This is a genomic window from Fictibacillus halophilus, assembly GCF_016401385.1.
GTDB lineage: Bacteria > Bacillota > Bacilli > Bacillales > Fictibacillaceae > Fictibacillus > Fictibacillus halophilus.
In genome coordinates, this window is record NZ_JAEACF010000004.1 from 41183 (window position 1) to 61643 (window position 20461).

19 protein-coding genes and 1 rRNA gene are annotated in these 20461 nt (G+C 33.9%); all 20 read left to right on the forward strand.

The genetic code is table 11. The features are described from left to right. Positions 1-18 precede the first annotated feature (18 nt). Positions 19-1401, forward strand: coding sequence for a VWA domain-containing protein (locus tag I5J82_RS19260; RefSeq protein ID WP_198769379.1), 1383 nt, complete (start codon positions 19-21; stop codon positions 1399-1401). A gap of 47 nt (positions 1402-1448) precedes the next feature. Then, positions 1449-2681 carry a hypothetical protein gene (locus I5J82_RS19265; RefSeq protein WP_198769380.1) on the forward strand — a complete coding sequence of 411 codons (1233 nt, stop codon included), beginning with the start codon at positions 1449-1451 and terminating at the stop codon, positions 2679-2681. 11 nt (positions 2682-2692) lie between these two features. Further along, positions 2693-3547: a hypothetical protein gene (locus tag I5J82_RS19270; RefSeq protein ID WP_198769381.1), complete on the forward strand. Its 855-nt coding sequence runs from the start codon at positions 2693-2695 to the stop codon at positions 3545-3547. 28 nt (positions 3548-3575) lie between these two features. After that, the gene (locus I5J82_RS19275; protein WP_198769382.1) at positions 3576-4280 is read left to right on the forward strand and encodes a YciC family protein; all 705 of its coding nucleotides are present in this window, start codon (positions 3576-3578) and stop codon (positions 4278-4280) included. Between the two features lie 29 nt (positions 4281-4309). Then, positions 4310-4720: a TadE family protein gene (locus I5J82_RS19280; RefSeq protein WP_198769383.1), complete on the forward strand. Its 411-nt coding sequence runs from the start codon at positions 4310-4312 to the stop codon at positions 4718-4720. Beyond that, positions 4717-5388: a pilus assembly protein TadG-related protein gene (locus I5J82_RS19285; RefSeq protein WP_198769384.1), complete on the forward strand. Its 672-nt coding sequence runs from the start codon at positions 4717-4719 to the stop codon at positions 5386-5388. Before I5J82_RS19280 ends, I5J82_RS19285 begins: the two co-directional genes overlap by 4 nt. An 11-nt stretch (positions 5389-5399) precedes the next feature. Next, complete coding sequence (locus I5J82_RS19290) at positions 5400-5603, forward strand: hypothetical protein (protein ID WP_198769385.1); 204 nt, start codon at positions 5400-5402, stop codon at positions 5601-5603. A gap of 115 nt (positions 5604-5718) precedes the next feature. After that, positions 5719-7095, forward strand: a complete 1377-nt coding sequence (locus I5J82_RS19295; protein ID WP_198769386.1) for a VWA domain-containing protein — start codon at positions 5719-5721, stop codon at positions 7093-7095. A gap of 141 nt (positions 7096-7236) precedes the next feature. Further along, on the forward strand, positions 7237-8067 hold the full coding sequence (locus I5J82_RS19300) for a hypothetical protein (RefSeq protein WP_198769387.1): 831 nt from the start codon (positions 7237-7239) through the stop codon (positions 8065-8067). A 289-nt stretch (positions 8068-8356) separates the two neighbouring features. Beyond that, complete coding sequence (locus I5J82_RS19305) at positions 8357-9178, forward strand: hypothetical protein (RefSeq protein WP_198769388.1); 822 nt, start codon at positions 8357-8359, stop codon at positions 9176-9178. A gap of 354 nt (positions 9179-9532) precedes the next feature. Continuing rightward, on the forward strand, positions 9533-11206 hold the full coding sequence (locus I5J82_RS19310; protein ID WP_198769389.1) for a transglutaminase domain-containing protein: 1674 nt from the start codon (positions 9533-9535) through the stop codon (positions 11204-11206). Positions 11207-11211: 5 nt separating this feature from the next. Next, the gene (locus I5J82_RS19315) at positions 11212-12015 is read left to right on the forward strand and encodes a hypothetical protein (RefSeq protein ID WP_198769390.1); all 804 of its coding nucleotides are present in this window, start codon (positions 11212-11214) and stop codon (positions 12013-12015) included. A 94-nt stretch (positions 12016-12109) separates the two neighbouring features. Beyond that, a complete protein-coding gene (locus I5J82_RS19320; protein WP_198769391.1) occupies positions 12110-12817 on the forward strand; it encodes a hypothetical protein in 708 nt (235 codons plus the stop codon). A 10-nt stretch (positions 12818-12827) separates the two neighbouring features. Then, positions 12828-13313: a hypothetical protein gene (locus I5J82_RS19325; RefSeq protein ID WP_198769392.1), complete on the forward strand. Its 486-nt coding sequence runs from the start codon at positions 12828-12830 to the stop codon at positions 13311-13313. Positions 13314-13668: 355 nt separating this feature from the next. Continuing rightward, complete coding sequence (locus I5J82_RS19330) at positions 13669-14475, forward strand: hypothetical protein (RefSeq protein ID WP_198769393.1); 807 nt, start codon at positions 13669-13671, stop codon at positions 14473-14475. Positions 14476-15101: 626 nt separating this feature from the next. Next, positions 15102-15926, forward strand: a complete 825-nt coding sequence (locus I5J82_RS19335; RefSeq protein ID WP_198769394.1) for a hypothetical protein — start codon at positions 15102-15104, stop codon at positions 15924-15926. A 79-nt stretch (positions 15927-16005) separates the two neighbouring features. Continuing rightward, positions 16006-16827, forward strand: a complete 822-nt coding sequence (locus tag I5J82_RS19340; protein ID WP_198769395.1) for a hypothetical protein — start codon at positions 16006-16008, stop codon at positions 16825-16827. Positions 16828-17069: 242 nt separating this feature from the next. Next, positions 17070-18416 (forward strand): VWA domain-containing protein, encoded by a 1347-nt coding sequence (locus tag I5J82_RS19345; protein WP_198769396.1) that lies wholly within the window; start codon positions 17070-17072, stop codon positions 18414-18416. 103 nt (positions 18417-18519) lie between these two features. Continuing rightward, positions 18520-19953 carry a nicotinate phosphoribosyltransferase gene (locus I5J82_RS19350; protein ID WP_198769397.1) on the forward strand — a complete coding sequence of 478 codons (1434 nt, stop codon included), beginning with the start codon at positions 18520-18522 and terminating at the stop codon, positions 19951-19953. Between the two features lie 307 nt (positions 19954-20260). After that, a 16S ribosomal RNA gene (locus I5J82_RS19355) occupies positions 20261-20461 on the forward strand; the annotation flags it as partial.

Sequence of the window (20461 nt, forward strand, 5' to 3'; positions counted from 1 at the left end):
TAGTAGGGAGAGTAAACAATGAAAATTACATCAAGTTACAAATTTTTATTCATATCAATTTTAACGGTATGTTTAATCTCCTGTTCCAACAACGATTCTAATAACAATGAATCAACAAAACCAAAAGAAGAAACAAAATCTACCGAACAAAAAGATAAAGGTAGGTCAGAATTTAAAACTTTAAAAAAAAATGTATTGTCGTCACCCACAAACACTAATGAATTAATTCAATATCCTGCAGGAGCATTTGCAGGTAATACTATAGCATTATTACCTGAAGAAGAAAAAAAAGAAGTTTATAAAAAATTAGATAAGATGCCCAAAATTACAGATAATGCAACAAATAAAGAAAAGGATCTCTATTGGAACAATCTTTTATCTTTATTTCATGAGGATTACATAGATCCTCAATCAGTATTAGAAAAGTGGAAAATGGAATCATTTGGAAGTCCGGAAATTGACGATCCTCGCTTTAAATTTAAAGAGAATTTAAACGTTGAAATTGTACTCGATGCAAGTGGAAGTATGAATGGGAAGATTGGCGGAAAAACAAAAATGGAGTTGGCTAAAGAATCTATTTCTGAATTTGCTTCATCTTTGCCAGAAGGTGCGAATGTTGCTCTGCGTGTATATGGGCATAAAGGGTCAGGTTCTGATCAGGATAAAGAGCTCTCATGTGAAAGTAGTGATATTGTTTACAATATGCAGAATTACGACGAGAGCAATTTTAAGGAATCTCTCAATAAATTTAATCCTTCAGGGTGGACCCCTATTACGCTCGCATTGAATAAAGCAAAAGAAGATATGGCCAAATTTAACGGAGATCAAAATACGAATATAATTTTCCTTGTCAGTGACGGAATAAACACATGTGGTGGTGATCCTGTCCAAGTTGCTAAGAGTTTAGCAGATTCTAACATAAAGCCTATCGTAAATGTAATTGGGTTCGATGTTGATGCTAAAGGGCAAGAACAATTAAAAAATGTAGCAAATGCAAGTGCAGGAATTTATGCAAATGTAAATAATCAAGGTGAATTAGTGAAACAGTTTGAGTCTGCAAAAGAAATCGCTGAAAAATGGGACCAATGGAAAAAAGATGCTATAAGCAATTTGGATTCCATAAAAGTTGATCGTTACTTTATGACACTTGAGTTTTCAAATGATTGGAGTTCAAAAGAGGAACAACAAAGTGCAAATTTAATTGATGCAATAAATTATTTATATCGTGATAAAAAAGTTATTAGTAAAGAAGTCAATGATTATTTTCATTCTAAGCGTGATGAACAAAAAGATTTAACAGGAAAATCACAGGACGAAGTAGTGGAATACCTAGAGTCCATAAATGACAAAACATACGACGAAATGAAGAAATCCATTGAAGAGAAATATAAACAGAAGTAAAACATCTAAGTCAGTCAAAGATACTTGAAAGAAAGGAGCTTGTAAGGGTGAAAAGTAAAAAAATTAGAAGAAGAATGATGCCATTCTTTGCTGGCTTGGCTGCTTATTTTATTATTTTCCTTAGTGTAGCTCCTACAGCAGTCTATGCTGTGGGGAGCTGGGGAGATAATATTAATCCCTGGGGTGATTCTATTGAAGACTGGGATGACAGTGTGGATAGTTGGGATGATTCTGTTAATGACTGGGATGCTGAACCAGGCAGTTCAAAAGATGGGAACTCATCTAATGGAGGAAACTCCTCTGATGGAGATAAATCAAATCCAGATGGTAATGATCCATCAACTCCAGATGGCAGCAGCGATCCATCAAATTTAGACAATCCCAACAACTCAAATGACACAAATAATCCAGATAAAGAATCTGAATCTGGTGGCAGTAAAAATTCAGAGGATCAAAACAACGAACAAGATGGAAATGATCCGGAAGAACCATCTGGTCCATCGTTGTATGATTTTAACAAGTATCTTCATAATGATGTGTTAGGCAATACCTTTAATTATATGGAAGAAAACAACATCAGAAATCCTATGGATGTGTTTACTGATTATAACAACAACAGAGGATTAATGGCCAACATGATGTATTCCACCTATAAATTAGGTGTTAAAGGTGATTTGGTCGGAGAAACAATTGCAGATGGCGTGGACTTGGGTATAAAGGGTATTGAAGTTAAGAATAAAGTAAAAGAAATTCAAAATTATAGAAAAGCATTGAAAACTGCGTTAGATGCTAGAAGCACAACATTACAAAATTTAGACAATATTGACGACATCAGAAATTTAGACTCAATAGATGATATCAAAAAAGGATTACAGGGCACACATTTTACTCCTATCTCAAAACTTAACGTTGGTGTAGCTGCTGTTAGTGCTGGTTACTCAGCTTATGAAACAGGTAAAAACATTGGTAAATTAATTACAGCAGACAATTCTAAAGATAGATGGTTGGCTGGTGGAGATATTGGACAGAGTTTAGGGGACACTTTAATGAGTGCTTCTGTAATAGCAGGTGGAACTGGTGTAGGTGCTCCTGTGGCTGCAGGTCTTTTTATAGCAGGTGCAACCCTTTGGGCAGCAGGAACTATTACTAAAATGGTAGTAAATCATAAGGAAGTATATAAATCGGCTAAAAAAGGAATTGAAAAAGTTGGTAAAGCAATTTCTTCTGTAAAAGAAAAAGGGGAATCATTAGTTAAGTCTGTCTCATCTTGGTTTAGTTAAGGAGATACATTATGAATATGACTGAAGAGCGTATAATTGATAAAGCAAGCAAATATAAAAAACTTCTAGAAACATATGAACTGTATCCTTATTCTTATTTAATTAACAACAAATATTTTTATTTTGTTAGTTTTCAAAGGTTTAATAAGAGTACTGGAATGGTTATTATAGCAGATTCTAAGAATTACACAGATCAAGAAATAATAAGTGCGTTTAAAATGATTTACAACTTTAACAGAATCATGAGAGAAGCATTAGATCAAATGATTCCAGATATTAAAAAACCTGTTTCAGTTCTTCAAGAAATGCAGATACTATTAACAGAAGTTGAATCAATGACTGGTTCCACACTCAAAAAAAGTGAAAATGAGGTTAAAAACCTTAATTTTATGATTAATGAAGTAGTCGGATTTCCTGATAAACTAGTAGAAATATTAAAAGAGATGAAAGCAATTGAAAAAACAGTACTTGATCGCAAATATCTACTTAGTGATGATGTAGACCGCATGATGGAGCTGAATTTTCTTCATTGTAAGATAATGTACAGTCAAGGTCGAGAACAATTAAAAGGCATTGAGGATGCACAAGTAATAGTCCGCAGATTAAAAGAACAAATAGATGATTTCTCAGATAGTCAAAAGAAAAAAATTAAACAGCTTATTTATTACTTGGAAGTATTTTCAGAGGAAAGAGCTATAAGAGATTTAAACAAATCCCAGGCAACATTTGAAAAAGACGAATTTGGTAATAAAATAACTATTGCACCTGGGGAAGCAGGTATGGAGGAGTATAAACAAATTCACTATAAAGCAGTAGATAATATACTAGAAGATCATATTAAAAATCATTTGAGGAATTTTAAGTAAACTACCCTAGGTGTAAGGAGGTTAAAAGATGAATCCTATAAAAGAAGGTTTCCGATTCTATACAAAAAATGTTGAATACCTGCTGTTACTGTCTATAACTATAGTACTACCATTATTAATTCTGCATTTTTATTTGATGAACTACATTTATCTAACAACATCTGCAATCTTTAACGATACCACATTTGCAGACCTAGTAAATGGATTCTTCACCTTACTGTTTCTTATTGTAGGACAACTTCCTTTTATAAAGTTCGTACAATCCGACTTAGAAGGGGAAGAAAAGAGAGTTAAAAGTGCTTACTTGTCATTTTTAAAGCACAGTTTTTCATTATACTTGTTCGGCATCGTTTACTGTGTTCTAGTACTTTTAGGTTTTACTCTTTTCATCATTCCAGGTTTAATTCTTATGGTGTTTTTATTCCTGACCCCATATATATCAGTGTTAGATGACAAGCCAGCACGAAAATCTTGGAAAAGTGCTATGAAGTTAGCTAAGAAAAACTTCTTTAAATTAGGTGGAATAATAGCTTTAGTAAGTATCGTTGAAATGATAATAGGATTAATCGCATTGTATGGTGTTTCTTTAATCACAAATAACTTTGGGGCTGCAACGGTAAGTCAAATTCTTTTAAATGTAATTATGTTGCCGTTATTGGCGATTATGGTCACATTTTGTGTTATTAAATGGAGAGACCATCTACCACCAGCAAATATCGTAGTGAAAAAATAATATAAATACATTTACGGAGTGGAAGAAACATGATCATATCTTATTTAAAACAAAAAACAAACGAAAAAGGTTCGGCTAGTATTGAGTTTTTGGCAATGATTCCTTTTGTTTTTTTATTAATGGTCATGCTCTGGCAATTTCTTATAGGTGCTTATGCTTTAATAACTGCTCAATCTGCTGCAAATGAAGCAGCCAAAGTTTATTCAACGACTGAAAACCAAGCTGAAGCTGCATCAGCTGCAAGTAAGATTGTGGATGCAACGGGTGATAGTATTAAACTTAATAATAGTAGAACCTTTATTTCATCAGGTTCAGATAAACAATTCACATCTTCTGTAGGGGTAGATTTGGAATTGGTATTTTTGCCTTCTGAGCTTTTTAGTGGAGGAACACCCACTATTCCAATCAATGTTGACGTTAGCAGCAGGGTGATAAAATGAGTAAGCAGTTTTCAAATGAAAAAGGTAATATTGCACTTCTGACCCTTGGTTTAATGAGCGTAATGATTATTATGTTTCTATTCCTCACCAATTTCGTAAAAGTTTTCTCGATAAAAGAACAAGCTTCAACCAATGCTCAGCAAGCTAGCTTGGCAGCTACTTCAATTGTTTACGAAGAAGTAGATGAGGCGATTGATGAATATGAAATGACGCTCATTGCAAACGGTAAGGAGATTCTTGAAGGAGAAAGTCTAAGTGAGAGAATTAACAAACGCCAGGAACAATATTCAGACCTTAATCAAAATGAAGCACATATTAAGGCAGTAGATGAAGTGTTAAGTGAAGAGTTATCTGGAAATGGAATTGACACTAAAATCTTAAACGACATACTCATAGAGAATCTCACCAATAGTCAAACCATTGAAAGTCTGAAATATGAAGTAAGCGAAGTTATTTCTAGCAATAAAGGGACGGTAGCCAATTCCGAGATCGTTTTCATGGATGATTCACAGATAACGGTTAAAACATCTTCGAAATATAAAGCACTCAAGTTTGATAGTTTTATTCCTGATGATCAAAGAGATATTAATCAAACTGGAACGGGTCCTGAAATTTCCTTTATCGAATATTTAGATGGTTGGTCTGACATTACAATTGAACTTAACTAGGGGGGAACAGTATGTCAAAAAGTGAAAAGAAATGGCGGCGTATTTATATCGCCCTATATATCTTCGTATACGGAATTTATGTTCCTTATAATCTACTTATGTGGCTTGGTGGAGAAGAAGGGTTCCCGATTGCTATGTTTCCAATAGCTATAGGTTTACCATTTATGAAGAAGAACCATATCAATAGCATACGAGAAAAAGAACAGAACGTTTAAACAGAGGGATGAGAAAATTGTCATCTCTTTTTTTTGGAATTCAATCGTAATTTTATTGTAATTCTGCATATTTTGTTTTTGTAATCTGCTCTATGGGAGGGATTTATAACTGCTTATGTATAAGAAATTAAATATATTTCTAGTAATAACTCTATTCTCTATTCTAGTTGCCTGTAACAATCAAGAAGAAGCTGAACACCAACAGGATAGTTCAAAGAGTAACGAAGAAAAAAGCACAATCGATGAAAGAAATAAAGAAGAGGTAAATAAATTAAAAGATGTTCCAGAACCATCTAAAAGCTTAGATGAAGTTTTGAATTATCCAGTCGGAAGGTTTGCTGGACTTAATTTTAGAGCTTCAGATGAAGATAAAAAAAGGATACTTAAGACATTTAACGAGTTTCCGAAACTCACAGATAATACGAATGAAGAAGTATTGGATAAATATTGGGCAAACATGGTTGCTCTATACCATGAAGAATATCCAAGTCCAGATAAAGTTCTAGAGGATATTAAAGTACAATCTTTTGGGAATCCAGAACTAGAAGATGAAAGATATCATTTTAAAGAAAATTTGAATGTTGAAATTATTTTAGATGCAAGTGGAAGTATGGGTGGAAAAATAGGTAATAAAACCAAAATGGAGCTTGCAAAAGAATCAATAAAAGAATTTGCTTCTAACCTGCCTGAAGGTGCAAATGTTGCGCTACGCGTGTACGGGCATAAAGGAAGCGGAAGTGACGCAGACAAAGTACTTTCATGCGGTAGCTCTGAATTGGTTTATTCTATGCAAAAGTATAATAATGAGAGCTTTAGTGCATCACTATACAAGTTTCAGCCAGCAGGTTGGACTCCTATTGCTTTAGCGTTAAATGAATCAAAAAAAGACCTGAGTAAGTATGATAGTAAAACAAGTACCAACATTATATATCTTGTGAGTGATGGAATTGCAACTTGCGACGATGATCCTGTAGATGCAGGAAAATTACTTGCAGGCTCTAATATTCAGCCAATTGTAAACATTCTTGGTTTTGATATTGATCATGAAGGACAAAAACAGCTTATGCAAATTGCTGAAGCATCTAAAGGGACTTACTCCTCTGTTAACAATGGGGAACAATTAACTGAGCAACTTGATAAAGCAAAAAAAATGGCAGAGTCTTGGGAAGAATGGAAAGAAAGCGCGAACAGGGAAGCCAAGAGTCAGTATTTTGATCAAGAATTTGAAATTCTCTCCTTCTCCAATGACTTTGCTGAAGCATATTTAAGAGAAAATAATAATTATCGATATACCATCAGACATTTAAGGGATGAGGGAGAAATTAGTAAAAAGAGTTGGAGATATTTAGATGATAAACGAATAGAACGTTTTGAAAGAATGAAGCAATATAGACGAGACAATAAAAAGCAGTTGGAGTCTATAAATGAAGACAACCTAAAAAATGTTCAAGAAGAATTAAAGGATATGGAAAATAAAAAGCCTAATTCTTAGGGATTCCCTTTTTACCTTGTTAGGAATTGCTTTAGGTCTGCCTATGATGAAGAAAAATCATATACACATCATTCGTGAAAAGGAGCAAAATAAAAAACCTAATAGTTAATTCTAGGAAATATGATCTTTTAAGGAGAGGAAATGACAACAGATAATAACGTGAAAAAACACAAAAAATTTCTAGAAACAATCGATAAGACGAATTATTTAATTGCTTATAAAGATAAATATTATAGTGTGATAGGTTATTTTAAATTTGGACAAACAAAAGGGTACTTAATTTTAAATAAAGATGGAAGTGTATGTGCAAGACAACAATCAATACAGCCTTTTAAAATGTTTATGGTATTTAATTCGTATATGCTTAGTTTTTCTACTGTTGGATTAGAAGAGATAAATAAACCTACAGGGGCATTTCAAGACACCATAAATCTATTGCAGAATTCTTTAACCATAAACCAAAGAATTAAAGATAAGGTAACACATGTTATTTCTGTATTAGAGAAATTGGATAAAGGGTTTAATAGATTAAGAGAAATTTACGAAGAGGTTAAACGAGTATTTAATAATGAAGTTAAGGCAAGGAGCATTTTAGATGAAGAAATTGTAAATCGAATTTCTGACTTAATGACGGAATTCACTGAAAGACAATATGAACACCTCTATCTGCAAATTGGATTAAAAGAAACATACGCATCAATTCTCAATGAGATAAGCAATAAGGATAGTAAAGATAACCAGGAAAAAAAACAGATCAAGGAAATGCAAAAATTGTTAAGGTACTTGGTTGAAGATGAATACCAGAACAATTTAAAGAATAGTTTAATTGATTTTGAGACAAATATTCATGGGAAACAAGTGTCTTTTTTTACAGAAAATCATGAACAATGGAAAGAGAAGCTTAATTCAAATAGTCATGAAAAGATGGAGAACGACTTTAATAATGACATCCTCAACATGCTAAGGAATTAATTTGCAGGTCTAATGTATTTTAGACTAAACAAGGAGAACTTATGTTTTTAAAAAGTAATACAAAAAAGCACAAGAAAACATTTGAAACCACCGACCTTGTAGAATATTCAATTATTTATGAAGAGTAAAGGTACAGAGCAGTTGCTAACTACAGATTTGGTGTTGCTAAGTGTTCTCTTGTAATGTTTGCTCTCGGAAAAAGCAAAGGGTCTATTTAGAATGTTAATTGAAGTAAATTCATATAGACATTATAAACAAGTGTGTAAGTCAATTTTTTACGAGGTAAACTATGAATCTCTTTGAGACTATAAATAAATATAAAAAATACTTTGAAGCTGTGAATCTGTTTGATTTCGTTGTTAATGTTAAGAGTACTCTATTTAGAGTGGCATACTATAAGCTCGGATTCATTAAGGGTTATCTTGTTTTATACGAAAATGGAACAGTATGTCCTAGAGATAAAGCATTAGACCCTTTTAAAATGGTTATTCAACTAAATTCTTTTATGCATGGATTTTATACCCATGGTCTTGCAGAAACCCAAAAACCTACTTACGCCTTTCAGGAAACAATTGAGTTGGGTGAAGACGTTAAGCCTCTAATCTGCGATTATAAAGAGGAACTTGAATCAATTATTTCTGATATCAATCAATTGGAACAAGGATTTAAAAGGTTAAAACAGATATACTCCGATGCAGATGAGACATACAAAGAGATTATGAGTTCTAAGGAATTAAATCAAGAAAAACTTAATAAAATTGTGAAATATACAAATGAATTTTCAATTCTTCAATATCAACATTTGCAAACACAACTTGCATTTAAAAAACCTCTTCTATTAGTGATAACTGAGTTAAGAAACAATAAACGGCAAACTGCAAACATAGACAAAAGAACATATAAAAAAGCACTAGATATTTTCAAACACCTTAGTTCTGAAGGGTTTCAAACTAGAATAAAAAAGAGTTTAAAAGACTTTGAAACAAATTCAGAGGGATTCGCTACCGATTTTTATTCTATGCCTAATTGGGAACAGAAATTGATTATTAACAGTGAAAACAATAATAGAAAGATATTTAATGAAAAACTGCTTGCCAAGTTACGAAACTAGAAACTATTTCAAAATAAATTCGTACTAATTATTGACCTATAGGATTTGCATAAGAGATGGAGATCCCATCTCTTTTCTTTTTAAAAACAAATTTATAAATAGGAGTGTGAAAAGTGATCAGCAAAGTAGATAGATGGAAAAAGAACTATCTGTATCTCTTTATTGTATTTTATGGCGCAATAGGACCGATTTCCTTTTACCTTTTTAAACAAGGTTATACATCCCTTTTTTATGGTTTGGTACCCATTGCTGTCGCGCTTCCGAGTGTTAGAAGAAACCATTTGGGACTCCTTGAAAGAAAAGAAGAAAGTATGAAACGTATTAGGTGAAATATTTAACAAAGGAGTACAACAAATGAAAAACAAACTAACCAATTCTCTTCTGCTTCTCATGGTTTTGACACTAACCGCCTGTACATCAGACCAAAAACCTTCAGTCCAACCTAAACAAGAAGAGAAAAAAGACAAGTACACGACACTTGCTGAGGAAGCGAACAAAGAGGACACATTAGAGAAGCTAGAACTACTTCCGTATGCAGAAAAAGTGGAAGCGACGTTATCCAGCCCTAAGTACAAAGAGTTTACGGCAAACTCAACGGTAACGATTAAAGGTAAGGCAAAAAAGTACAACAGTTTCAAGTCAGACCATGTATGGATCAAAGTGAGAAGTGATGAAGAGGGGCCGAACGGTCAGGACTTCAGCTATTACGCTCCTATAAAGGAAGGCAAGTTTGAACAAAAGATCCAGCTATTTAATGGGAAGGGATATTATTCTGTCAAAGTGAGTGTGCCGAGCGATACGGCTGAAGATTACTATTACGATATTGCCTCATTTGATGTAGAAAACGTAAACCCTGAAATTAAGAGAGATATTGCTTATACGAAGAACGCTTTTCAATATGATTTAAAGTTAAAAAATTCCATAAATGGGTATATGGAAAGAGATGGTTCTTTCGAGCTGACGGGTGAGGTTGCTGATTCAAGTGTGGAGCAGCTTATGGTTGAGTTAAAAAAAGAAAGTGAATCTACCAAAATTATGGTCCCAGTTGAAAATGGGAAATTCACGCAAAAAATCCCTCTTTATTTTGGCGCGGGTGTTCATGAGGTACAAATTATGACGCCAAAAGAAGGATCGACCGACTTTTTTTCGGATGCGGCTCACTTATATGTAAAGAATTTATCTAATGAATCCTTTGAACCTGTAAAATACTCCTCTGCTTATGAGGAAAAAGGCTTTAAGCTTGAGACGCCAGAAGTAGGCGGTGAAAAAACGGATCTGACTTACACAATTAAAGGAAGTATTGATCCAAAAGGTGAGGATGCGAACAAGACGAATGTCATTTTCGTTCAGACAGAGAAAGACGATCTAAAAGCGATGTACGCGATCCCGGTTAAGAACAATAAATTTGAGGGAGAGTTTTTCCTACGTTTTGGACCTGGGAAGTACGATGTGTCCATAATGGCACCAGAATTTCAAAAAACTAATGGATACATGCAGTACTTTGTTGGTGTAGCAAATTTCACAGTTGAGAATACAAACACGAGTGATCAACGATTTACCTTACCATCTAGAGGTATTCAGTCGGATGCTCCTGAGATTAAGAAATTAGCAGCGCAACTAACAAAAAATAAAAAGACCGATAAAGAAAAAGCACTAGCAGTATACGAGTATGTCGCAAAAAACGTGAGCTATGACGTAGACAAGTTAAACAATAGAACGTTTGAGTTTGACGACAGTGCATTAAAAACGTTGGACGAGAAAGAAGGCGTTTGTCAGGACTTTGCGTATTTAGCGATTGCTCTTTTACGTGCAAGTGGTATGGAAGCGCAAATGGTAACAGGATTTGCAGGGCAGAATCATGCGTGGGTGGAGACGAAGGTGAACGGACGCTGGTTAACGATGGACCCAACATGGGGATCAGGTTACCTGCAGAACAACAAGTTCATTCCAAAGTTTACGATGGAATACTTTGATCCGAAGCCAGCGGAGTTTCAGAAAACACATACGAAAAAAGAGGTGGAGTATTAAAATCAATGATAACCGTTAAAAGTTTGCCGGAGCACATTAAAGAAGTAGCTCGAAGACATCAAAAAAATGATAGACGGTTCCACGTATTCCCCTCAATCTTTGATATAGATGAAAAGAAATTTTATTTAATAATGTACGAACCTACGAAACATCAGATCGTGATTAGCTTAGATGGTAGTGTTATGTCCAGAGAAAAAATAAAGATCCCTTTTTTGTACGCTCTAGCTTATAACGCTTCTATAGAGAATATTTCAAATATAGGTGGTGCTTGGGTAAAGAATATTCCTATTCCAAGATACGAGAAGCTCATTAACATCTTAAATAGATTGCAATCTATTATTTCTAATAAGGCGTCACCACCTATACTAGACAAAATAGAAATTTTAAAAAACATGTCTAACGTTCTTCTTGAAGAGCAAAAAAATATCAATTCTTGTGTAATAAAAGGATTGGAACTGACTATGAAAACGAATGACCTTGAACTTGTAACCATTGAAGATTACAAACAAATGCGAATGTACGTTCATAGCATGGTTCAATCCGCCTTTAAACAAAATGAAATACAGTTGAAAACAGAACAAGCAAGAGCTGAAGTGTTTAATTATGTAATGGTAAATATTTTTTCTTACGGATTTAAATTATTGCCGATTTTATTTCATTTGTATTTCTATAAAAAGAATATGAAAACAAGTGAAACGTATGGGTCAAATGAATTGGATGAAATTAAAAAGACTATTTCAGAAGATGTGAATGTTGAGGAAGATCTCGAAGCATTATCCATTGTTAAACAGTTAAGAAATCCATTTTAGACTGGGGCTTCTTAATATTCCTAGCTAAATTAATATTAATAAAAGTAGAGTACCGAAAACATATACGAAAAAGGAGGTGGAATTTTAAGAATTAATGATAACAATTAAGAGTTTGCCGGACCATATATTAAATATTGCCAAAGGATTTCAGGAGAATAATAAACAAATTCATGTTTTTCCTTCCTTACTAGATATTGAAGGCGATAGATACTTTTATTTTAAATTCTCACCTAAACGAGGACAGTTATTAGTAAGAGAAGATGGAGCGGTTTTAACTATTAATCAAGTAAAAAAAGCTTTTGTATACGGATTGGTTTATAACACTTCATTTGAAAACATTACTAAATTTGGACTTGAATGGGTTGAAAGTGGTACTTTACAACGCTATCAAAAGCTATGCCGAATTTTAACGAAACTTTCTTCAACTATTCATCAACAAGCACCACAAGAGGTTATTAAGAGCCTTACCAATTTCAAAGAATGTGCAGATGAGATTATTAAAGAACAGAAAAATATAGAGTTTGTAGTAGGAAAAAGTTTTGAGTTGGCTTTAAAAACGAATGATTTAGAACTTGTCACAATGGATGACTGTATACAAATGCGTAAATACAATGAAAGTATGGTTAGGTCTGCTTTTAGACAGAATGAAGTGCAGTTAGAAACAGAAGAAGATAGAGCTCGGGTGTTTAAATATATTTGGAATAAAAAGTTTTCTTACAATCTAAAATTAATACCTACCCTTTTTCTACTGTTTCCATATAAAAACCACATGAGAACAAGTCAAACCTTTTGTACAATCTAACTCAATTCACGTGAATAATGCTGTTTCAAAAATTACAAATCTAGATAATGGATTTTTAACATTTAAAACATTACATGATGATGCACTAAAATTATATGATGAAGTGATTAAACTAGGAGTGTTAGAGAAATCAAGTGTAGATAAAGTAGACTTTCTAATGAATGAGTTTTCTATTCAGCAATATAAGAATCTATACTTACAACTTAGCATGAAAGAAGATTTTACTACATTAACTCAAGAATTAAAAAACTATAACAGTAGTGGGAAAGATAAAAAGAATATAAAAAAAGCATTAGACACCTTCAGTTTTTTAAGTGGAAAAAAATATATAGATGGTATCTATGAAAACTTAAAACAGTTTGAGGTAGATGAACAAGGAAATAAGATGGTGTTTTATGACCAATCCAACAATTGGGAAGCTAAGTTTATTGAGAACTCGAACAAGAGAAGCGATAAAGACTTTGAAATTGAAGCTTTGTCTATGTTAAGAAACTAATTGTTTAATGGTTAGGGGGCAAAGGACTTGCCTCGTATAGAAGCAACTCTGATTGCTAGGTGAACAAAAGTAACAAAAATAAGAAGCATTAAAATATGATGAACTTATGCCAGAAGATAAGCGAAAGCTAAAGCAAAAAGCCCAGATAAAGAATTAAAAGGGTGATCTGATTATCCAATTGAATTTTAAAAGAGGTGCTGCATATGTCCAAAAAAGAAAAACGTTGGGGCAAAAAAACCAGTAAAAACAATGAAAAACAGGTAAAGGTGTAATCAGTGCAAGAAAGTAGGAAAAGAGTTGGCAAAGGGTGCTAGTCTTATAAAAGGTATATTCAGTTGAATTCATAGGAGGAAAAATGATTACTTCAGAAAAATTACCTACAGAAATTTTGGATAAAATTGCAAAATATAAAAAACACAAAGAAAAAACACACGTTTTTCCATCTGTTATATCAATAAATAATATTAATTATTATTATATAAAATATGCACCTTCGAGGGAACAACTTATTATCAGAGAAGATGGAACCATCCTTCCAGTTTCTAAAATTAAAAGCGTTTTTCAATATGCTCTTGTATACAATACTTCATTTGAGAATATTACAAATTTCGGTTTGAAATGGGTTGAGAGTGGTACTCTAAAACGATATGAAAAACTTTGTAATATTTTAGAAGATTTATACAACGTAATTAAAGAACAAGCACCAAGTAATATTTTGGACAGTCTTAAAAGATTCAGAGAGTGTTCAGAAATAATAATTCAGGAACAACATAATATAAACAAAAGTGTAGGACAAGGTTTTGATTTGGCAAATAAAACAAATAATCTGGAAATTGTAACAATACAGGACTGCAAAGAAATGAGGAAATTCAACGAAAGCATGGTGCGTGCTGCATTTAGACAAAATGAAATTCAACTGGAAACTGAAGATGAAAGGAAAGTCATATATAAATATGTTTCAAGAAATAAGTTTTCTTATGGTTTTAAACTCCTTCCAATTTTAATTCAGCTTGCACCCTATCATAAAAATATGAGAACTAGTGCAACAATTGGTTCTGAAGAAATGGAAGATATTAAAAGGCTGATATCTAAAGATTTAAATATTGAAGAAAATCCAGAAGCATTGGCTGCAGTAAAATTATTAAGAAATCCAATAAAATAGTTAATTTAGGGTGACTACAATGATACGTGCTTTTCGTAACGGGATAACAATTTATAGAAAGGAATTCAGTAAAAACTTACCTATAAGTTTTACAACTACTATACCAATCCAAATTATTTTTTTATTGGTATCAAATTTTTCAGCAACTCCCTTTGTGTAATTAGGAATACCATTATGGGAATCAATTATTCAAATATTTTTTATTATAGCATCGTTTTCATTAATTCAAGTTCCATATGTCGTTATTTATCTTATTCTATGGACTAGGATTTCCGTTCTCATTAATTTTATACTTTACTGGTAAAGATACATTTCCTTATGCATTATTAACATTTGCTGTTTTTTTACCTACAATTAGATACGAAGAACGCATTTCAATATAATTTAAAGTTAAAAAATCCCATTAATGGTTATATGGAAAGAGACGGGTCTTTTGATCTAGAGGGTGACGTTGCTGATCCTAGTGTAAAGCAGCTTATGGTTGAGCTTAAGAAAGAAAGTGAATCTACCAAAATGATGATCCCTGTTAAGAATGGTAGGTTCGCACATGATTGCTAGGTGAACAAAAGTAACAAAAATACCTACGAATTCGCCAAAGACCCTTTAAAATCTTTAGGAGATGAATTATGTCATTAGAAGCAAATTTTAAACAGTATAAACGCTTCCTAGAAAAAATAGATATAGCAAAGTATACAGTTATTTGTAATGACTCTCGTTTTCGCGTAGCGGCTTATAACAAATTAGGTAGTACAAAAGGTTATTTAGTTTTACGTGAGGATGGAGATGTCGCCTCCAGGGATGAAGCAATTCCTCCGTATAGAATATTTATTGCATTTAACTCTTATATGTTTGGTCTTTATGAACAAGGACAAGCAGAAAGTAATAAACCGACAGCGATTTTTAAAGATACGATAAATCTTTTAAATGAAATTAAACCGTTTGTTACAACAAGTAAAGATGACATTGAGACTGCTATTAAAAATATTCAAGAATTAGATAATGGTTATAAAAGAATTAAAGAAATACTGCCAGAAGCGATGAAAATCTTTAATGAAATGATGAAAGAAGGCATCTTAGATCAAACTGTGTTAGAAAATATATCATCACTCATGGAAGAATTCACTTGTCTTCAGTATAAGCATCTATATATTCAGATAAGGGCGAAAGACCAATTCGTTAGCATTTCCACAGAACTTAGTACAGTTTTGAAGACTTTAAGTGGTAATGAAAGAAAAACAGCAGCAAAAGCGGAAGATGTATTCAAATTCTTAACGGAAGACAAATATCAATCGGGATTAAGAAAAAGTTTAATAGATTTTGAAAAAGATCCTCAAGGTCATCAAATTCCTTTTTTCGAGCATTCTAATTGGCAAGAAGCATTAGACCGAAATACGGATGACAAAAATGATATTTTGTTCGAAAAAACATTATTGTCACAACTTAGAAATTAATTAAGAACTAGAAAGAGTTAAAAAAAGGAGCTTACAAATGAATAATTCTAAAAAAGGTATCCCTATGGGTTAAAAGATTATGTTAATAACAAACATTAAACTACACAAAAAAATGTTTGAGAAATATGACACTCCAAAGTATAGCGTTATTTTAGAAGGTGAGCGTTATACGGTTGCCGGTTATTATTTGTTGGGGTTAACTCGAGGATATTTGCTTTTGGATGAAAGTGGTGAAGTGTGTTCTCGTGAAAAAGCACTAGTACCCTTTAAAATGTTTATCCAAGTAAACTCTTACGTAAACGGTTTCTATAGAGAGGGTCGTGCAGAAATTCAAAAACCCTTACATGCTTTTCAAGATACAATTGAACTCGCAAACGAAGTAGATCAATATCTTTCTAAATCAAAAGAAGAACTTATAAAAGTAAAAGAAATGATTAATGAGTTAGATCAAGGGTTTAAAAGATTAAAAGAAGTGTATAAAGAAGCTGACAATACTTTTATTGAAATTAACAAAAATGAAGAGTTAACCCAACAAGGTGTTAGTAAGATAGTTGAATTAAAAAATGAATTTACTGTTCTTCAGTATAAGCATTTGAACATTCAACTAATGTTTAAGGCTTTATTTCAACCGGTTTTAACGGAATTAAGAATTATTATTGACACATTAAGTAGAAGAGAAAAGAAGAATGTTACCAAAGCTTATGATGTGTTTAGCTTCTTGACCAGTGAGAAATTTCAAAACGGATTAAAAAATAGTCTGAAAAGTTTTGAGACAAATGGTAATGGAAAGCAAATTAACTTTTATTCTATGCCAAATTGGGAACGTGAACTAATTACAAAAGGGATTGCTCGGAGTGAGGAACAATTTAAAAATGAATTGCTACCAATGCTTAGGAATTAGAGTAATTCAATATATCCCATGCACACATTACGAAGTAGACTCTATAAATCTCTTGATTTCGTTGTTACTCTATATAAAGTGGCTTACTATAAGCACGGATTTATAAGGGGTTACCTACTTCTATACGATAATTGAATAGTAATTTTTTTATTCAACTAAATTTTTATATGTAAGGGTTTTATACCCATGGTCTTGCAAAAAAAGGTATAAGAGAAACTACTAAGAAAGGAATTTATTAATAAATGAACAAATCTAGTAATTTATTTGTTGTCATTTTTATCGTTCTACTTCTTCTTTTAACCGCATGCTCAACCGAAAAAACAGCATCGGATACGGATGAAAAGAAAAAAGAACCTAAAAAAGAGACGGTTGAAAAAGCACCTACTGATCCTGAAGAGATGGTGAAACAGGGTTCAGGAAAGTATAACGAAAAGGTAAAAGATCTTGAAGGTGATGCTCTTGATCAAGAGATTAACAAAATCACAAAGAACTATCCTAAAGGTATGAAGGCTGAGGAAGCCTTTAACCGAATTGTTGCTGGGTTCGCTGCTAATCATCAGCCGGGGTTTCAGGAGTTAGAGGACTTTGACATTTCGTTTGAAGAAGTAGAGGCGTATGAAAAGTATAAAGAAGAAAGTGAAAACGGAGAGGAAAAGAAGGAAGGTCCTCTTAATGTGGCCATTCTTCTAGATGCAAGCGGTAGTATGGCAGGAAAGGTTTCGGGAACGGATAAGATGACGGCGGCGAAAGAAGCGTTGAAGAAGTTTGCAGGTGGATTGCCTGAGGACGCGAACGTCATGCTGCGAGTCTATGGACATAAAGGAAGCAACGATGATAAAGACAAGAAGGTTTCTTGTGAAAGTACGGAAGTTATGTACCCTTTAGGCGCATATAATGAAGGAACTTTCCAACAATCTCTCTCTAAATTCAAGCCAACCGGTTGGACACCGCTCGCAGCTTCTATTGAAGCAGCTGAAAAGGACCTTCAAGGGAAAGAAGGAAATAACGTCATTTACATCGTGAGTGATGGAATAGAGACATGTGACGGAAATCCTGTAGAAGCGGCGAAAAAGTTACACGAGTCGAACATCAAGGCAGAAGTCAACATCATAGGATTTGATGTAGATAACGAAGGTCAGCAAAAGCTAAAAGCAGTAGCAGAAGCGGGTGGAGGCGAATTCCAATCGGTTTCCTCTCAAAAAGAATTGTTTGATGAAGTCGATTCTAACTGGTCGAAGGCGATGCACAATACACGAATTAATTGGGATTCTTCTATGGATATTACTGATATCAACTGGAGTAGTTCTAACAAGTTTATGGACCTCGGCAAAATTTACACAGATACAGTCATTGATAGCATAAGAGATGAGCAGTCTCTATTCCAGGACATAAAGATGAATTTAAGAAGTCAGGAAAAACTTACAGATGAAGAAATAAATAAGTTAGATGAACTGATACGGGAAAGAAATGAAAAGCTCATGGAATATGCAAAAGAAAAACACGAGATTAAGAAGGAAGCTCTAACAGTAGAAAGAGATCGTGTTGTAAAGCTGATTCAAGATTATGCGGAGGAAGCTAGAACCCAATAGTAAAGTTTAGGTGAAAAGCCCGGTATTTCTATCGGGCCTTTTATTATGTTTAACAACCACACAAATAGAGAAAAATGAAGAGAGAGAAAGGCGGGACTCATACATGAGCTATGAAGATTTAGCATTGCATACAGATAAGTATCAGATTAATATGATGTACGCTCATTGGAAAAATGGAACGCACAACAACATTCGCGTATTTGAAGCATTTTTCCGAAAAAATCCGTTTAAAAGCGGCTATGCGGTGTTCGCAGGACTTGAGCGAATCATTCGCTATTTGGAACACCTTCATTTTACTGAGGAAGATATCGACTACTTAAGAACACAAGAAGAACAATATGAAGAAGGTTTTTTGGAAGAGTTAAAAAAATTCAACTTTACAGGAGAGTTATTCTCAGTAAAGGAGGGGACGGTTGTTTTTCCTAACGAACCGTTAATCCGCATTAAGTGCCGTGTGTTTGAAGCACATCTTTTAGAGACAGCACTTCTAAATTTCATGAATTATCAAACGCTAATTGCAACGAAAGCAGCCCGTATTCGCTATGTCACTCCTGATGATCAGTTGATGGAGTTTGGAACGCGTCGCGCTCAGGAAGCTGATGCCGCCATTTGGGGTGCACGTGCCGCATACATTGCAGGCTTTGATGCCACATCAAACATGCGCGCCGGAAAACTTTTCGGTATTCCGACAAAAGGAACGCACGCACACGCGTGGGTTCAAGATCACGAAACAGAAGAAGAAGCGTTCCAACGGTTTGCAGAAGCTCTACCTGATCAAAGCGTTTTACTGGTTGATACGTACAATACGTTAAAAAGCGGAGTACCGAACGCGATAAAAGTTGGCTTAAAGATGAAGGAAGCGGGTAAATCTCTCAAAGGTATCCGGTTGGATAGCGGTGATTTAGCTTACCTTTCCATTCAAGCACGTAAAATGTTAGATGAAGCAGGCCTTACAGATGTAGTAATCGTAGCAAGTAATGACCTAGATGACGACGTAATAACAGACTTAAAGGCGCAAGGTGCTAAAATTACCTCCTGGGGAATTGGTACGCAACTTATTACGGCATCTGATCAACCTGCACTCGGAGGAGTTTATAAGGTTGTTGCTAAATATGAGGACGGAGAATTTGTACCTACGATTAAAATTTCATCTAATGTAGAGAAAATTACAACACCTGGATATAAAAAGGTCTACCGCATAATCAATGCAAAAGGAAAAGCGGAAGCGGATTACATTGCGATGGATGATGAAGTACTTCCTGAAAAAGATTTAAAACTATTCGATCCGGTGCACACATACAAAAGCAAAGTGGTTTCTTCTTTTACTGCTGAAGAATTGCTACAGCCTGTATATATAGAAGGAAAGCTTGTATATGACCTTCCGAATTTAGAGGAAATCCGGCGCTATCATCAAGAACAGCTTGGTCTTTTCTGGCCCCAGCACTTAAGAAGGCTAAACCCACAAGAGTATTTTGTCGATCTATCCGTTCAAGTATGGAAGACGAAAAACGATCTTTTAGAGAAGTATTCTTTATAGAAAGCAAACCTCTTTTCGACACGAAAAGAGGTTTTTTAATAAAATCTTTAAAAAAGCGTTGACGGGCGTCCGTATCGCTGATATAGTAATAAACGTTGTTGCTTTTCTTACATAACGTTCGACAAAAACAAACATAAACTTTTAAAAAGTTGTTGCTTCGAAAGAAGATATGTGGTAAGATAGTTTTTGTCGCTGCTTTAAGAGAGTGACGCGATAAAGAAAAAAGTTCTTTGAAAACTGAACAAAAGAAATAGGTAAGGAATTAAGAATTAATTCCGTCAGTTTTAAATCGAGCAAGACAAACACTTTTATGGAGAGTTTGATCCTGGCTCAGGATGAACGCTGGCGGCGTGCCTAATACATGCAAGTCGAGCGAATGATGAGGAGCTTGCTCCTCTGATTTAGCGGCGGACGGGTGAGTAACACGTGGGTAATCTGCCTGTAAGACGGGGATAACTCCGGGAAACCGGGGCTAATACCGGATAATAAGAGAAGAAGCATTTCTTCT

Coding starts and splice junctions, on each gene's coding strand:
- I5J82_RS19260 (WP_198769379.1), top strand. CDS start 19: ATGAAAATTACATCAAGTTACAAATTTTTATTCATATCAATTTTAACG.
- I5J82_RS19270 (WP_198769381.1), top strand. CDS start 2,693: ATGAATATGACTGAAGAGCGTATAATTGATAAAGCAAGCAAATATAAA.
- I5J82_RS19275 (WP_198769382.1), top strand. CDS start 3,576: ATGAATCCTATAAAAGAAGGTTTCCGATTCTATACAAAAAATGTTGAA.
- I5J82_RS19280 (WP_198769383.1), top strand. CDS start 4,310: ATGATCATATCTTATTTAAAACAAAAAACAAACGAAAAAGGTTCGGCT.
- I5J82_RS19285 (WP_198769384.1), top strand. CDS start 4,717: ATGAGTAAGCAGTTTTCAAATGAAAAAGGTAATATTGCACTTCTGACC.
- I5J82_RS19290 (WP_198769385.1), top strand. CDS start 5,400: ATGTCAAAAAGTGAAAAGAAATGGCGGCGTATTTATATCGCCCTATAT.
- I5J82_RS19295 (WP_198769386.1), top strand. CDS start 5,719: ATGTATAAGAAATTAAATATATTTCTAGTAATAACTCTATTCTCTATT.
- I5J82_RS19300 (WP_198769387.1), top strand. CDS start 7,237: ATGACAACAGATAATAACGTGAAAAAACACAAAAAATTTCTAGAAACA.
- I5J82_RS19305 (WP_198769388.1), top strand. CDS start 8,357: ATGAATCTCTTTGAGACTATAAATAAATATAAAAAATACTTTGAAGCT.
- I5J82_RS19310 (WP_198769389.1), top strand. CDS start 9,533: ATGAAAAACAAACTAACCAATTCTCTTCTGCTTCTCATGGTTTTGACA.
- I5J82_RS19315 (WP_198769390.1), top strand. CDS start 11,212: ATGATAACCGTTAAAAGTTTGCCGGAGCACATTAAAGAAGTAGCTCGA.
- I5J82_RS19320 (WP_198769391.1), top strand. CDS start 12,110: ATGATAACAATTAAGAGTTTGCCGGACCATATATTAAATATTGCCAAA.
- I5J82_RS19330 (WP_198769393.1), top strand. CDS start 13,669: ATGATTACTTCAGAAAAATTACCTACAGAAATTTTGGATAAAATTGCA.
- I5J82_RS19335 (WP_198769394.1), top strand. CDS start 15,102: ATGTCATTAGAAGCAAATTTTAAACAGTATAAACGCTTCCTAGAAAAA.
- I5J82_RS19340 (WP_198769395.1), top strand. CDS start 16,006: ATGTTAATAACAAACATTAAACTACACAAAAAAATGTTTGAGAAATAT.
- I5J82_RS19345 (WP_198769396.1), top strand. CDS start 17,070: ATGAACAAATCTAGTAATTTATTTGTTGTCATTTTTATCGTTCTACTT.
- I5J82_RS19350 (WP_198769397.1), top strand. CDS start 18,520: ATGAGCTATGAAGATTTAGCATTGCATACAGATAAGTATCAGATTAAT.